The organism is Bacteroidales bacterium, assembly GCA_031275285.1.
Lineage (GTDB): Bacteria > Bacteroidota > Bacteroidia > Bacteroidales > UBA4181 > JAIRLS01.
Map to the genome: position 1 here is coordinate 22,553 of JAISOY010000089.1, position 16,027 is coordinate 38,579.

The 16,027-nt window shown below is 40.2% G+C and carries 11 protein-coding genes; 7 read left to right on the forward strand and 4 right to left on the reverse strand.

What is annotated here, in order from left to right; genetic code table 11:
• Window positions 1-47: 47 nt before the first annotated feature.
• From efp to hisG, 4 genes are all read left to right on the forward strand, one after another.
• Complete coding sequence (gene efp / locus LBQ60_09625) at window positions 48-617, forward strand: elongation factor P (GenBank protein MDR2038170.1); 570 nt, start codon at window positions 48-50, stop codon at window positions 615-617.
• Between the two features lie 18 nt (window positions 618-635).
• Window positions 636-1,931, forward strand: coding sequence for a tyrosine--tRNA ligase (gene tyrS, locus LBQ60_09630; GenBank protein ID MDR2038171.1), 1,296 nt, complete (start codon window positions 636-638; stop codon window positions 1,929-1,931).
• Between the two features lie 105 nt (window positions 1,932-2,036).
• On the forward strand, window positions 2,037-3,236 hold the full coding sequence (locus tag LBQ60_09635; protein MDR2038172.1) for a hypothetical protein: 1,200 nt from the start codon (window positions 2,037-2,039) through the stop codon (window positions 3,234-3,236).
• A 48-nt stretch (window positions 3,237-3,284) separates the two neighbouring features.
• A complete protein-coding gene (gene hisG / locus LBQ60_09640) occupies window positions 3,285-4,136 on the forward strand; it encodes an ATP phosphoribosyltransferase (protein MDR2038173.1) in 852 nt (283 codons plus the stop codon).
• 476 nt (window positions 4,137-4,612) lie between these two features.
• Here the strand turns inward: hisG and LBQ60_09645 are convergent, their stop codons facing one another.
• The 3 genes from LBQ60_09645 to LBQ60_09655 form a co-directional block, all read right to left on the reverse strand.
• Complete coding sequence (locus LBQ60_09645; protein ID MDR2038174.1) at window positions 4,613-6,031, reverse strand: transporter substrate-binding domain-containing protein; 1,419 nt, start codon at window positions 6,029-6,031, stop codon at window positions 4,613-4,615.
• Between the two features lie 35 nt (window positions 6,032-6,066).
• Window positions 6,067-8,217: a putative porin gene (locus LBQ60_09650; protein MDR2038175.1), complete on the reverse strand. Its 2,151-nt coding sequence runs from the start codon at window positions 8,215-8,217 to the stop codon at window positions 6,067-6,069.
• 398 nt (window positions 8,218-8,615) lie between these two features.
• The gene (locus tag LBQ60_09655) at window positions 8,616-9,230 is read right to left on the reverse strand and encodes a hypothetical protein (protein MDR2038176.1); all 615 of its coding nucleotides are present in this window, start codon (window positions 9,228-9,230) and stop codon (window positions 8,616-8,618) included.
• Between the two features lie 228 nt (window positions 9,231-9,458).
• Here LBQ60_09655 and LBQ60_09660 point away from each other — a divergent pair, with 228 nt between their 5' ends.
• Entirely contained in the window at window positions 9,459-11,198 is a 1,740-nt protein-coding gene (locus tag LBQ60_09660) for a DEAD/DEAH box helicase (GenBank protein ID MDR2038177.1), read from the forward strand.
• Window positions 11,167-11,667: a GNAT family N-acetyltransferase gene (locus LBQ60_09665; protein MDR2038178.1), complete on the forward strand. Its 501-nt coding sequence runs from the start codon at window positions 11,167-11,169 to the stop codon at window positions 11,665-11,667. Before LBQ60_09660 ends, LBQ60_09665 begins: the two co-directional genes overlap by 32 nt.
• An 80-nt stretch (window positions 11,668-11,747) precedes the next feature.
• Here the strand turns inward: LBQ60_09665 and LBQ60_09670 are convergent, their stop codons facing one another.
• Window positions 11,748-14,693 carry an outer membrane beta-barrel protein gene (locus tag LBQ60_09670; GenBank protein ID MDR2038179.1) on the reverse strand — a complete coding sequence of 982 codons (2,946 nt, stop codon included), beginning with the start codon at window positions 14,691-14,693 and terminating at the stop codon, window positions 11,748-11,750.
• Window positions 14,694-14,860: 167 nt separating this feature from the next.
• On the opposite strand from LBQ60_09670, the gene LBQ60_09675 reads away from it, so the two are divergent.
• A complete protein-coding gene (locus LBQ60_09675) occupies window positions 14,861-15,901 on the forward strand; it encodes an asparaginase (GenBank protein MDR2038180.1) in 1,041 nt (346 codons plus the stop codon).
• Window positions 15,902-16,027: the final 126 nt, after the last annotated feature.

A 16,027-nucleotide genomic window follows, 5' to 3' on the forward strand; every position in this document is an offset into this window, starting at 1 on the left:
TTTTGCGGCACTTTAAAATTGATTGTAAATTAAATAATAAAATTTAGATGGCTTCTACAGCAGATTTTAGAAACGGAATGTGTATCCTGTACAATGAAAAACCTTGCTCCATTATTTGGTTTCAACATGTGAAACCCGGAAAAGGAGGTGCTTTTGTAAAGACCAAACTCCGTAATTTAGAGAATGGCAAAATCTTGGAAAATACCTTTAATGCGGGTGAAAAAGTAACAGAAATACGCGTTGAACGTCGTCCTTACCAATTCTTGTATAAAGATGATCTCGGATTCCATTTCATGCATAATGAAACTTATGATCAGATTGATCTTCAACCTGATATGGTAGACAATGCCGACCTGATGAAGGAAGGACAATATGTGGAAATGATGTTTCTTGCCGAAGAAGAAAGGGTATTGAGCTGTGAGCTGCCCCCGTTTGTTGAATTGGAAATCACCTATACTGAACCCGGAGTACGTGGCGATACAGCATCTACCTCATCATTGAAACAAGCTACGATGGAGACAGGAGCCGTAATCGGGGTTCCTTTGTTTATTGAGCAGGGTGAAAAGATTAAAGTAGATACCCGTACCCGTGAATACTCTGAGAGAGTCAAATCATAATCAATCATAAATCATACGATGAATTTTGTAGAAGAATTGCGTTGGCGTGGCATGATCCAGGAGATTATGCCCGGTACTGAAGAATTATTGCAAAAAGAAATCGCCTCAGGTTATGTAGGTATCGATCCTACTGCCGATTCATTACACATCGGACATCTGGTGAGTGTAATGATACTCAAGCATTTTCAACGTGCCGGACACCGTCCTATCGCTTTGGTCGGGGGCGCAACTGGCATGATAGGCGATCCTTCACTGAAGTCGCAGGAACGCAATCTGCTTGATGAAGCAACGCTTCGCCATAACCAGGAATCCATTAAAAAGCAATTGGCCAAGTTTCTGGATTTCGATTCCAATCAGCCGAATGCCGCTACATTGGTCAATAACTACGACTGGATGAAAGATTTTTCATTTCTTAATTTCATCCGCGACATAGGCAAACACCTTACAGTCAACTATATGATGGCTAAAGATTCGGTAAAAAAACGTCTTAGCGGGGAATCATCCGAAGGAATGTCGTTTACCGAATTCTCCTATCAGTTAATACAAGGATATGATTACCTGTATTTATACGAAAACTACGGTTGCCGTATCCAGATGGGTGGTTCGGACCAATGGGGAAATATCACTACCGGAGCCGAACTAATCAGGCGTAAACTAGGAAAGGAAGCTTTTGCCCTGGTCTGCCCGCTGATCACCAAAGCAGACGGTGGAAAATTCGGAAAGACCGAATCCGGGAATGTCTGGCTAGACAGACGCTATACTTCCCCTTACAAATTTTATCAGTTCTGGCTGAATGTCAGTGATGCCGATGCCGAAAAATACATCAAAATCTTTACCGCTCTAAGTAAGGAAGAAATCGATGCATTGGTGGAGGAACAAAAAGCAGCCCCTCATCTGCGTCCGTTGCAAAAACGCCTGGCAAAGGAAGTGACTGTGATGGTACATTCAGAAGAAGATTATCTTAAAGCGGTGGATGCCTCGAACATCCTTTTCGGCAGCTCAACAGCCGATTCGTTGAAAAACCTGGATGAAGAAACTTTTCTGCAGGTATTTGAAGGTGTACCCACTTTTGAGGTTTCCAAAACAGAATTATCTTCCGGCATCAAAGCTGTAGATTTGTTAGCAGAAAAAACATCTGTTTTTCCGTCAAAAGGAGAAATGAGAAAAACCGTACAATCGGGTGGCGTACAAATCAACAAGGAACGTATCTCTGAATTTGATATGCTGATCAACGAACAATTCCTGATCAACGGAAAATATATCCTGATACAAAGAGGCAAAAAAAACTATTATGTAGTTATTGTCAGGAGCTAAATCCGGAATTCAGCGTTTCCTGATCATTGCTTTTCAACAGATAATTCTGAATAATTGCGCAAAGGTATTCCCATATATGTTGTGTTTTTGCTCTTCATTTTTAATGTGGTAGCAGCATCAGGATATAAGGCCATAATACCGTATAAAGCGTCTGATTTTATTCATTCTATTGGAGTAAACACCCATTTCGGTTATTATGATACCCAGTATGGGTTGTATGAAGATGTTCTTAAGCCCAGGCTTATAGAGTCCGGCATCAAACACATACGGGACGGCACTTATAACGAAGATGTATTACAGAAATATCGTGATGTAGGACAATATGGTATCAGGCTACTATTGATTACCCGTCCTTCCCGGGCAATTCACCAGGCAAAGTCAATTGGCCCGATGCTTTGGGGTATGGAAGCGATCAATGAACCGGATGTAAGAAAAGAACCCGGGACCTGGGAGGAATTTGCCCGGAACGAACAACAGCAATTATTTGAAACAATTAAAAATGATGAAGCAACGAAACATATTCCAGTAGTTGGTCTTTCGTTGGCCAATATACGGGATAATCCCGCCCGGCTGGGTGATATATCCCAATGGATGGATTACGGGGGAATGCATCCTTATGCTGCCGGACAACATCCATCCAATCATTGGGGATGGGGACTTTCGATGGAGAAAGCCATTTCAACCGCCCGGTTAGTAAGCGGCGAAAAACCTTTACTGGCAACGGAATGTGGTTATCATAATAAAACTGATAATCCTCATCACCCGGGAGTATCTGAAAAAGCAGCGGCAATATACCATATCCACCTGCCATTTGTCTATTTCAATGAGGGAATTACCCGTTCGTACAAATATGAATTTCTGGATTTAAAACCAGATCCGAAGATGACTGACATGGAATGCCATTTTGGTTTGATTCGATCCGACGGAACACCCAAACCCTCGTTCTATGCATTAAAAAATTTATTGGAAATTCTTGAGGACGAAGAAATAAATTTTACCGTTGCCCCATTGATGCTCCATATAAATACTTTCGGAGATGAAAAAGTAGAGTATACATTATTGCAAAAATCCGATGGCAGTTATTGGCTGGCCTTGTTCAGGAATGTGACCGTATTTGAGCTGGACAGGAAAGAAGATATTGATCCGGTATCTATTCCCGTCCAACTACGATTTAAAAAAGCTCCCAGGAAAATAAGCCTTTATATGCCGAATGTTTCAGATCAATTTTTGTTATCATTGCAAAAGCAAAAACAGCTGGATTTATCCCTGGGATCTGAATTATTATTGATTGAAATTGAAAAATAATTTGTTAACCATAAGGATTGACAAGTAATATTATAATACGAAAAAAAAATGTTAAGAATTGCCGTTCAGGCCAAAGGCCGTCTTTATGAAGAAACCATGAATCTGCTTACTGAAGCGGGAATCCGCCTGGAATCAGGGAAGCGGACATTATTGGTACCTGCCAAAGGATTTCCTGTAGAAATCCTCTTTTTGCGCGATGATGATATTCCGCAGGCCGTTGCCGATGGAGTGGCAGATGTAGGTATAGTAGGTGAAAACGAATATGCCGAACGCAAAAAAAACGTTCAGATCATCAAACGTCTTGGTTTCAGCAAATGCCGTTTATCCCTGGCGATTCCCAAAGACGAGGAATACAATGGATTGGATTGGTTCAAAGGAAAAGTCATTGCCACCTCTTATCCTGTTATCTTAGAGAATTTTCTTTCAGAAAACAACATCAAAGCCGATACACATGTGATCTCAGGTTCAGTCGAGATTGCTCCCGGTATCGGTCTGGCCGATGCTATCTTTGATATTGTAAGTTCCGGTAGCACTCTGGTAAGTAACCGGTTGAAGGAAGTTGGGGTAGTGATGAAGTCGGAAGCCTTGCTGATAGGAAATCCCGGATTATCTGATGAAAAGAAAAAAATACTCGATGAGGTTATTTTCAGGATCAATTCCGTACAAACCGCAGAAGGGAAAAAGTATATTCTGCTGAATGCCCCTAATGATAAAATTAATGAAATTATTGAGGTATTGCCAGGAATGAGAAGTCCCTCCGTACTCCCGTTGGCAAAAGAAGGGTGGAGTTCTTTACATTCGGTAATTGAAGAAAATCGTTTCTGGGAAATTATCGGAAGGCTGAAAATGTTGGGAGCCGAAGGTATTCTTGTCATACCGATTGAAAAGATGATCCTATAAGCCACTACGAAGTTTTTTTAATAATTACCTGATGTTACGCAGAGATTAGGTTTTTATTCAAAAAATAAGCGTTTCGCCATGAAATGGCAGATTATTTTAACCCAATGGCTTCAGCCTTGGGAAATGAAAACGAATTCGGACAAAGCGGGCTGCAAGCCCAGGTTAATTAGCTAACCTGGGCTTGCAGCCCGAAGAATCAAAAATGATCAAAATCCCGAGGCGTTGCCGTCGGGCTAAATTAAAACGGACTTACAGTCCTTGATATATTGATGTTTGAAAGCAATATTATCAAAATCACTCCTATGCGTAATGTTCTTGCTGATAAATAACCCAAACGGATTATTACGTAACATCAGTTATTACTTATTTACATAAGTAATCAGAATCATATTAAAACAAATCCCTTCTTCAAAAATAGCGTTGAAGAAGGGATTTGTTTTTTCCCGGAACGTCTTCCGGGAAAAATAAACCTATATTTATCTATCTATGTTTTTATAGTGTTCGTAACGCTTCATTATTTGTACAACAAAGGCGTACGTTTCCTTTCCTTTGCATCGCCCGTGACGAACTTCAGGATCTTTATAATATTTCGGATCAGCTTTATTCAACAAACAAGAATCAACATTATTGTCCCATACAGTAGCATCCTTACCGTATTTTTCAGCCAATCGCTGGGCATCCATCACATGGCCGGGACCGATGTTGTATGAAGCCAGAACGAATTTGATCCGTTCTTCTGTATCTGAAATCGTTTCAGACAACATCTTATCTAAATACTTGATATATTTCACGCCTGCTGCAATGTGTTTTTCAGGGGATGCAGTAGTGTCGATACCAAAAAATTCCAATGTTGACGGCATCATCTGCATTAATCCGTATGCTCCTTTCCTGGAACGCGCCTCAGGCTTGAATTTGGATTCCTGACATACCAAAGATGCTAGTAAACGCCAGTCCCATCCGATTTCAACACTGTACTTCTTGAATAGATCGTCATATTCGGAAATGACTCCGGTACGGCTGGCAAAATATTTCGTATTGACATTGAACAAAAGGGTCCTGCTTTCATGGTATTTTTTATACAAAACGGCATATTTATTGGTCTTCCTGAAATTATCCAACCATTGATTTATCTCACCCAATAGCTCTGATGATGTAGGTCTCACTACCCAACCGATAGGTAATTCGCCCAGTTGGGTCTGCATATCCAGGTTAGGATAACGCTCCATGATCAAACGGGCAATAGAATATTTGCATGCTGCGTAATCCAGTTCCCCTTCTTCAACCAGATTGATCAACGCTTCCGGTTCGATCTCCCTAAGCGTTACAAACTTAATATGCCGTCCGTCAATAAAATCTGCGTTGTTCTCTAACGGTGACCAACCGGATGTATACACCATTTTTCCGTTCAGATCTTCAGGATCACGGACCAGAACCTGTTCAACCTGTTCAGTTGTCATTTTACGCCATGACTCGGGTTTACGCTGAATCAGCACTTTTTGATCCTGATAAAGCATTTCACTATTTGCAGCTTTTGAACTGTCAATGTTTGCTATCAAACCTGAAACAATCATATCGCAACGGCCTTCCGATAGGCTCTGCAGGTTATCTGCATAACTTTTCCCGATCTGGATATCCACCTTCAGTCCAAGATGTTTCCCTAATTCGGAGAGTATTTCATACTGAAATCCCATTGGCTCACCTTTGTAAATGAAATAATCTACTGAATTATGATCAATAGATACAATCAAGCTATTCCTGTCACGGATTTCTGATAAGTCGATTACCTCCTGTGTTATTTCTTCCTGTGTTTGTTGTGTGCAAGCACTCAACCATAATAACATAATTCCTAAAACATTTTTTATTACTTTTTTCTTTTTTTGATTTTCACAAATCATGATGAATTTATTTGGTTAATACTAAGGTGTAAGGGTCAATCATAGAAAGCCCACGAAACGCCGAATTTCACCCTGAGTGTATTCAGGGGATAGCGGTACACCATAAAATAATCTCTTCCTAAAGGTTCCAGCATAGCACTAAGTCCTTCCGTTTTAACAAACAGACGGGCTTTTTTTATCTGGAAATTTAAAAAAACGTCAAAAAACGGATAGTTTCCTATTTTTTGTTCTTCCTGCAGGTAAAACATTCCCGAAGAAGGCATATAGGCATATGCATAATATTTGGTATGGTAATTTATATCCCATCCCAATTGTACTTTTAACACATCCCGTACCAACCATGCTTCAAAATAAGTAGATTGGTATCCGGCAAAAGCCGGCAACGGAATGACATTTTCGTGAGAACTATACTGTCCGTAAAGCCTGAACAAAAAACCGAATTTCCACCATTTAATATCTTTTTCAATGAACGCTGTTCCTGTAACAATCAAATCCGAATATTGTTCAGGTACAGCATCCGAATTGATAAAAACATGATTATTCAATTGTGAGACATAAACCCCGGCTTTAAATTTACGATGGGGTATTATAAACTCACCCCTCAACCTGATTTCCTGGGATGATTTGAAATCATTGTCCCAAACCAACCAGTTGGATGCATATTTATTTAAAAAATAACTCGGCTTTGCATTTTCAATATTTCCTCCTAACAAGAGTGTATTTTTTCCCTTTTTGGTATAATAATGCAATTGTACATTTCCGTCAATATTGAAATCACCGATTTTATATCCTGTAAAATAAAGTCGTCCGCTAAAATCCCAGTTAAGATAACGTCCGGTATGATTGAAAAAACGTCCGGTAAGTGCGGTATTGAAATATTTTTTCGTTCCCCGGTATACCACACTGGTATCGCTCCATGTTACCGGCAGTGTTTCGCCACCCCATACATTACCCGAAGAAGATCCTCCTTCCCTTGATATAATCGTAGAATCCGGAATGATATTATTGTTGTAACGATCCATTTCATTCAGGAGACCGACACTAAAACCTGCCGTAAATTTGCTACGTGACTGTTCTTTGAGCATTAACTCAAAATGATTGAAAATACGTCTGAAATATAGTGAATCATGGGTCGCTTTCGTACCGAAATTAGGTGTCGTTCCAAGATATATATCCGTATCGGTGAATTCCCGTTTATTCCATTCGTATTTGAAGGTATGGTTCAATGTAAAACGCGATACATTGATAGAGTCGGTCGGAACACCTTTGTTAAAAAGATCCAGTTTCTTAAAAGAATAAGCATGCTGCACATACAAACTCCTGTTAAGGAAAATGGTTTTTCCCGAAAGGGAACGAACGGTATAATTTTGCGGACGCAGCCGCGGTTCATTATGATGTTGTTCGAAATTGGCAATTCCACCATTTTCCCTCATACGGATGTTGTTCCAGTTAAAATTAGCATACATGGAATACTGGCTGCCCCGAAATGCCGAAAATAAGGAAAATGCATTATCAGATGAGTTCTGGTTTGGATATTGCCCGACAGAAGCCAGAATATCATAATTCAACCCGACATTCCATCTCTTATTAACATTCTGCGTATGGACAATACTCAAAATGGATTCGTTTTCAGCCTTTGATCCTGCCGAAGAATAACAAACATTCGTATATGGGGTCTGGGTATGATAATATACCGTTTCTTCGGGATTATGCATGTAAACGGACAAATGATCCGTAAAAAGAAAATCCGAAGGACGCTTTCGTGCTTCAAATCCGATCGGGTAGTAAGAAAGTCCGGTATTTCCCAAAGAGGGACCGATATAATACTTTTTCATCACCGGATTGTTGATCTCAAAACGGGAAAGGGTAGTATCTATATCAACCTGTATCCGCGCAAATGAATTTTTATCCAATACGTTAAATGCATATATCCTGTTAGATAAAGTATCCAAAGGATCTGCCAGTCCAATAATGACAATTTTAGGAACAGAATCCTTTAAAGAAACAATGGTATCATTCACCGATTGATGTAAGGCATTGCCGATAGAATCGGAGGAAAACGATAATGAATCCTCAGGTATGATCCGAATAGTATCTTCCAGCGGCACCATTACAGGCAATTGGGAAATAGACACAGAATCCTTTTCCTGTCCGAAAATGAAACCAGAAGAATTTGCTAAAAGCATCCAGATACTGATGCATAAGCACTTTATGAAAAATAAAAAATAATTTTTCATGGCGGCAAAGATACAGCTAAAAACGAAAAAGAAATAGATGCAGCCTACTTTTTTGCCAACATGTCATCCCATATCATTTTATGCCTGTGTTTATCGCCGCAAAAATAGATTATTTTTGGGACTATTCCTTATGATCCGTAGTTTCATAAAGCCATATCCTATCCGGAAAACCATTACTTCATTCTTTTCTCAACTGTCGGATCATTTAACCTTACCCAATAGATCGCTATCGGCTCGTCCTTTTCAGGAATACCGTTATTATTGGCATCATGCCTGGTGTATATGTACATGATATCATTCTTATAATCATAAGTCGACCTTAAAGCAGAATAACCCGACGGGATCAGTTATGTTTTCTTATGGTTGAACTGGTCGATATGGTAAAATTTCCTCATGTCTTTGGTGTTGATCAGAGAATCCTGATTGGTATCCTCATCATAAACTGAAACCAGAAAATAATCCCTTGAAACCGGTTGATGTCTCAAAGAATCTCTTTTTAGTCCGGGAAAATACAAAGTCCTGATGAGTACCGGATTTTCAAAAAAGTAAGATAATTTTTCGGTTTCAATATCATAATGTCCGATATTGATCAGGTTATAACCGTACACAATATCAATTCCCGGCATAAAATACTTGTAGTAATCTTCTTCATCCTTATCCCAATAACTAAAATATGTCATACCGAGGCCATATTGAACATCCTTATCCGTTTTCGGATTGATCTTGTAAATGGGGATTAGCCTGATCCTGTCTATTCCGGTTAAAAGTACCGAATTGGACGAACTTGTCAGTTGCCCATAGGTCGGATTATCTTTGGTTGCAATTCCGGTGGGCATATTCTGCTGAAATTCATTGTATGTAAGTTGCTCTATTTTCTTCTCTGTTTTTTTACCACAGGATACCATCAAAAAAACGATCAGGAATAACCATATTTTACTGCCTTGTTTTTGGAGGTTTTTCATTTTCATTTAATTACAGACAATTTATATTTATCTTACAACACGTGCAATATACAAATTATTTATCAACACCTTAATCTCTAAACATCTCATTGAATTTCAGTACTCTTATATGTAAAATCAATACCTTGAACAAAGAAAGTATAAACGATATAAGTTGGAAAAGAATAAGTATTGTACCTTTGCGCGCCATACAATGTTCATATTGTATGATATATAATTATTCCATCCATGATTACATTTGAAGATCTAGACATCTCACCGCTTATCACCAAAGCTTTATATGAATTGGGATTTGAATACCCAATGCCCGTACAGGAAAAAGTGATTCCCCTGCTATTAAAAAATGAAACGGATATAGTTGCCCTGGCGCAAACCGGAACAGGAAAAACAGCTGCTTTCGGTATTCCGGTAATTCAGGGAATTGACCCTGACAAAAATTATCCACAGGCCCTGATCCTGGCTCCGACACGGGAATTATGCGTTCAGATTGCTGATGACCTGCAGGATTATTCCAAATATATCGACGACGTTCGTATCCTTGCTGTATATGGCGGTTCAAGTATTGAAATGCAAATCAATGCCCTGAAAAAGGGTGTCCATATCATCGTAGCTACTCCGGGACGTTTATGCGACCTGATCCAGCGTAAAAAAGTGATCCTGAAGCATGTGAAAAAGGTGATCCTGGATGAGGCGGACGAGATGCTTCATATGGGATTTATAGACAGCATTAATGAGATACTGGCCCAGGTGCCCAAAGAAAGGAATACCCTGTTGTTTTCAGCTACCATGCCTAAAGAAGTAGCAGGAATCGCAAAGGACTATATGACCGATCCGGAAGAAATCACCATCGGTAAGAAGAATTCCGGGGCTGAACATGTTAAACATATCTGTTATACGGTACATGCCCGTGACAAATATCAGACCCTGAAGCGTATCGCCGATTATCATCCGAATATATATGGTATCGTATTTTGCCGCACCCGAAAAGAAACGCAGGATATTGCCGACAGCCTGATTCAGGACGGCTACAATGCAGATGCCCTGCATGGGGATCTCTCGCAATCACAACGTGACTATGTGATGCAAAAATTCCGTAATAAGAACCTGCAATTGCTGGTAGCCACCGATGTCGCCGCCCGCGGACTGGATGTCGATAACCTGACGCATGTGATCAATTACAATCTTCCTGATGATCCCGAGGTATATACACATCGTAGCGGACGAACCGGAAGAGCAGGAAAACCTGGAGTTTCAATAGCCATTGTAAATTTAAAGGAAAAGCACCTGATACGCCGGATCGAAAAAATGATCAACAAGTCTTTTGAAATGGCTGAAGTTCCTACAGGACGGGAAATCTGTGAAAAACAACTGTTCCACCTGATTGATAAAGTGGAAAAAGTTGAGGTAGATCATGCCCAAATAGAATCCTATCTGCCTGCCATTTATCGGAAATTAGAATGGTTTGACAAACAGGATCTTATTCAGAGATTTGTTTCTCTTGAATTCAATCGTTTCCTCAGTTATTACCGTGATGCTGCCGATATTATCAGTGAGTCGGAGTTCAAAGGAAAAAAACAGGAACGATCCAAAAGATTGGCAGATACGGATTATACCCGCTTATACATCAATCTGGGACGAAAAGACAGGATTGCCCCACCTAGCCTGATCGAAATGGTAAATGAGGTGGTACCCGGCGCTTATGTCCCGATCGGGAGAATCGATATTTATGATACCTATTCTTATTTTGAAGTAGCCACACCATATGCTGCACAAATAATGAACGAATTGAAACAGATGGCTTATCGTAACCGTCCGCTCAATCTGAATTATGCTTCTGAAGATAACAAAAGTGCACATAAGAAAAAGCCGGGGAACAAAAATGAGAAAACATGGAACAACGATAAAAGAAAAGACAGTAAGCGCAAAAACCCTAAAAATGAAAATCAGACAAGCCATCGCAGAAGATAACGGACTGATACATGATCTGGCTGTACCCGCATGGGAAGTAGCATATGCTGACATTCTAACTAAAGAGCAGTTTGCATACATGATAGAAAAAATGTATTCAGATGAGGCGTTGAAGCAGCAAATGAAAGACGGGCATACTTTTTTCATCGTTTCACTTGATGACGGAAAACCGATTGGCTTCGTATCCATTAATCCCAAGTCTGAGAGCCTGTATATCCTGGAAAAATTATATGTCTTACCGGAAGCGCACGGATCCGGAGCCGGGCGTTTTCTTGTGGAACACGTCGAAAAGCATATTTGCGAACTTCATCCCGGAAAAAAAATCACCCTTGAACTGAATGTAAACCGCAATAACAAAGCGGTAAATTTTTACCAGCATATTGGCTATCATGCGGATCGTAAAGTTGATGAATATATCGGCAATGGGTTTTACAAGAATGATTACATCATGCAGAAAATCTTAGGGTAATTTCTTCTAAAAAAATCATTCTCAAAAAATCGAACTTTCACATTATTTACCCGTCATATGACTATTAAATTGGTCATGGATTAATTTGGAGGACCGCCACCCGGCCTGAACCCTCCGCCACCTTCTCCTTCAAACCGACGGGGCATCCCCTCTCCTCCGGGCATCCCGTCCCGGGATCTGCCGGATTGATTAATATTCCCGCCAAATGAAGTGAACCTATACGAAAAGCTGAACATCACAAAACGACCTATCGTGTTGGTATGCGTATCTTCTATATAATTATCGGTGGTGGTACGCCTGTAATTCTTATTTTGCTTTAAAATATCATATACGCTCAATTTCAGGGTTCCTCTCTTATTCTTGAATATCAGTTTGGATATATCCGCATTCCACATAGTCATATCACGGTTGAAATCATCATCATAGCCTCTGTAAAAGTTATAATTTACATTGCTGGAAAGTATAAAACTCCAGGGAAGATTGATCAACAAATCTCCGGATAAGGTATGATTATAATAATTCGTGGTGGCTTTGTTTTCAAGCGAATAACGGGCCTGATTATACCCCAGCCGATAAGTCCCCATCAGTTCCAGCCAGTCATTACGGAAGGTCATCCGGAATGTTTCGCTAAGCCCTGTATTCTTTGTATAATTCTTTACACTTTCCGTACTATCTATGCTGGAATAATTGACGCTGTTTCCATAATTTCCCGATAAGGTATTGCTCATGGATAATTTGGTATTGGGTATGGGCATATTTACCATAATCCTTGCATTAAGGTTATATACCCCATTGACATTGACCGGTTTGGTGAATTGTTTACCTGTTCCATCATATCTGGTAAAATTTACAATGCTGTTGTTGGTGGTATTGAATGATAGTGAAGTCAGGAAAGTCCGTAGGTTCGATGCGTTGAAGTTATTATATGTCACGCTCAGGTTGTGACGGAAGGACGGTTTCAGATCCGGGTTTCCTTCCCGTTCATACAATGGATTGGTATTGTCGGCAACCGGTTGCAACTGTTGTATGGTTGGTTGTTGTGTTGACCCGCGGTAATCGAACCTGAGTTGGTTCTGGCGTGAATTTCCATAGGTCAGATTCGCCGAAGGAGAAAAATTCACCACATCTTGCGTCAGCCGGTCCCTGTCAGGCCAGGTAATACTGGTCAATGACGACGGCTGCAAGCCAACGCCCAGTGTATAACTATATTTTTCACGCCTAGTGTTGAACCGGATATCAAACTGCTGATTTACATAAGTATTTTCATATTTACTGGAATAGGCAGAATCCAACAGATCGTAATTATTGGTCAGTTCATTAAAATCATAAGTACGTCTTTCTGATATGGTATTATTTTTATTGTAGGAATAAGAAAATTCCAGAAACCGGTTGTTTCCGAAAGGTTCAGTATAAGACGCGCGTATTCCGTAGTTATAACCGTTATTATTATTGGTATATGTCTGGTCTACCGTATCTGTTTCAAACAGGTTATTTTGGCTATTCCATGTAATATTGTCCTGGAAATTGGTCCCGTCGGATTGATTGTCAGAAACCCCATACGAAAGATTTACCGACAATGTACGACCTGCTTTGTTGAACTTATGCCGCCACAACAAGCTCCCGGAGGTCGATAAGGAATTGTTGCTCGAACCGGAAAGTGTATTACCCTCATTCAACATCATGCCGGCACGCGTCTCCGTCAGATAATTATATATACCATCGCTTTCTCCTTTTCCTATATTCAGGTTTGGCCGGAACAATATGGAATTGTTATCATTGATGGTATAATCCAGTTCCAGGTTGATCCGGTGGTTTTGGGAATTCCTGTTTTGCGACTGGTTTTGCGTGTAATAGAAAACACTGTCAGGAAGGATATTTTCACGGATACTTTGCTGATCCATTTTGCTGTCTACAACATTGAAAAAATAATTACCGCCAAGCTTCAATTTTTCTCCGAACCGGTAATTAATATTGGCACCTCCGGATGTCGTAGTATTAATTCCTCCACCTCCCGAGCTGATGCTGAACCCTCCTAAATTGTAGTTTCCACCGCCGCCGCCACGATTTCCACCGCCGCCACCGCCACGGTTTCCGCCACCACCACCCGATCTACGGCCACCGCCACCCGTACTGCTCATTGCATCCCCCATAAAATCTGTAAATCCGATATTATTGGTATTGTTAGTAGACAATAGGGCAGCCAGTTGTGTCTCCCCCTGGAAATAACTGATCATGCCATTTCCATTGTACCGGTCATCAGTACCATACCCAACGGAAGCCCTTCCAAAAAGTCCGTTACGGTTACCCGGACGCAGGGTAAGGTTGATCACTTTTTCAGTATTATCATCTTCTATTCCGGTAAACTGCGCCTGATCGGATTTTCTATCTACTACCTGTACTTTGTCAATGATATTGGCAGGTAAGTTTTTCATAGCGACTTTAGGGTCATCGCCAAAAAATTGTTTCCCTTCTACATATACTTTGGTAATTTGCTGTCCACCAGCGGTAACGGAGCCATCAGATTCAACTTCCACACCAGGTAGTTTTTTCAATAGATCTTCCACAACGTCACTTTCCTGTGTTTTATAAGCAGATGTATTGAATTCGATGGTGTCCCTTTTTACAATAATAGGATTAAATTTAGCAGCTACCACTACCTCTTCAAGTTCCAGATCCTGTTTATGGATATATATTCTTCCCAGGTTGATGTTCCGGGAACTTCCCGATAAATTTAACGGACGGAACAATGTCTTATACCCCAAATAGCTGACCACTAATTGATATCGCCCGGAAGGAATATTTTTCAATTCGAACTTTCCCGAAGCATCGCTCATTCCTCCGGATACAAATATCGAATCTTTTTCTTTAACAATCATGACATTAGTCGCATCCAGTGCTTGTAAGGCAACACTGTCAATCACAAATCCCGCAATAGTATAGGTATTATTCTGAGCAAATAAAGGTTGTGCGAACGAGCAAATCAATATGAACAAGGCCGGGTAAAACAGGTTGATCAGTTTATTCATGATAAAAGGATGGGTTAATTGTCGTTTATTCTTTATCCTATTGACTACACAAGTAGAAAAAGGTTTATTGTACTTTCTTTTTTCTATTTGATTTCCTGATACGCATGACATAACACATGCTGACTATTTTGATTACATTTGCATTTACATTGATAGATGAATGAACCATGATCGATAATAACGCTTCTGTTCTTTTGATTTATACCGGAGGTACTATAGGTATGATGGAGAATGAAGAAACCGGATGTCTGGAATCTTTTGATTTTGAACATCTGAAAAATAATTTACCGGAATTCGGAAAGCTGAGATTTAAAATCGACAGTACCCAGTTCGATCCGCCTATTGACTCATCGGATATGAACCTGAAATGTTGGCAGAAGATCGTCCGGATCATACAGGAGAATTACAATCATTATGATGGATTCGTTATCTTACATGGGACGGATACGATGGCTTATACCGCATCTGCACTTAGCTTTATGTTGGAAAACATCGACAAACCGGTCATCCTTACTGGCTCCCAGTTACCTATCGGGAAAGTGCGTACCGATGGTAAGGAAAATCTGATCACGGCATTGGAAATAGCCGTAGATAAAGATCATAACGGACATCCCTTTGTCCCTGAAGTCTGTATCTTTTTCCAGAATGACCTGATGCGGGGAAACCGGACAAAAAAAATCAATGCCGAGAATTTCAGTGCATTCAAATCATTCAATTATCCTGTCTTGGCAAAAGCAGGGGTTCATATCAAATACGAACATCACCTGATCATACATCCCCGTATAAGAAGACTACCCAAGTTCCATTATTTGCTCGATCCCAATGTGGTCATATTGAAGATATTTCCGAATATGTCACCCGACATGGTGGATGCTATTTTGCATATTCCTGACTTAAAGGGGGTTGTACTGGAAACTTACGGAACCGGAAATGCCCCTAATCAGAAATGGTTCCTCGACTCGATAAAAAATGCTATTGACAGAGGAGTGGTAGTAGTGAATATTACCCAGTGTATATCCGGAACGGTCGAAATGGGACGTTACCAATCCGGATCAATTTTATGGAATATTGGTGTGGTAAGCGGATACAACAGTACCACCGAAGCTGCGGTTACAAAACTTATGTTTCTTTTGGGACATGGGATGTCCGCCGAAGAAGTAAAAAACCATATGCGGTGTTCCCTGGTAGGAGAAATAGATACCCATTAACGATTTTACTATTGTTCCGACAACTTAAAGAACATTTAAGTATACAGCACACAATTTATGTCATATTTTATATACATAATCAGTTTGACCAATGTGACTTAAGAAAATAATAAATAGTACTGAGTG

Bases quoted from the DNA above. Each gene is read 5' to 3' on its own strand.
- LBQ60_09645 (MDR2038174.1), bottom strand. From the start codon at position 6,031: ATGATTTGTGAAAATCAAAAAAAGAAAAAAGTAATAAAAAATGTTTTA.
- tyrS (MDR2038171.1), top strand. From the start codon at position 636: ATGAATTTTGTAGAAGAATTGCGTTGGCGTGGCATGATCCAGGAGATT.
- LBQ60_09665 (MDR2038178.1), top strand. From the start codon at position 11,167: ATGAAAATCAGACAAGCCATCGCAGAAGATAACGGACTGATACATGAT.
- LBQ60_09670 (MDR2038179.1), bottom strand. From the start codon at position 14,693: ATGAATAAACTGATCAACCTGTTTTACCCGGCCTTGTTCATATTGATT.
- LBQ60_09660 (MDR2038177.1), top strand. From the start codon at position 9,459: ATGATTACATTTGAAGATCTAGACATCTCACCGCTTATCACCAAAGCT.
- LBQ60_09650 (MDR2038175.1), bottom strand. From the start codon at position 8,217: ATGCTTTTAGCAAATTCTTCTGGTTTCATTTTCGGACAGGAAAAGGAT.
- LBQ60_09655 (MDR2038176.1), bottom strand. From the start codon at position 9,230: ATGAAAAACCTCCAAAAACAAGGCAGTAAAATATGGTTATTCCTGATC.
- hisG (MDR2038173.1), top strand. From the start codon at position 3,285: ATGTTAAGAATTGCCGTTCAGGCCAAAGGCCGTCTTTATGAAGAAACC.
- LBQ60_09675 (MDR2038180.1), top strand. From the start codon at position 14,861: ATGATCGATAATAACGCTTCTGTTCTTTTGATTTATACCGGAGGTACT.
- efp (MDR2038170.1), top strand. From the start codon at position 48: ATGGCTTCTACAGCAGATTTTAGAAACGGAATGTGTATCCTGTACAAT.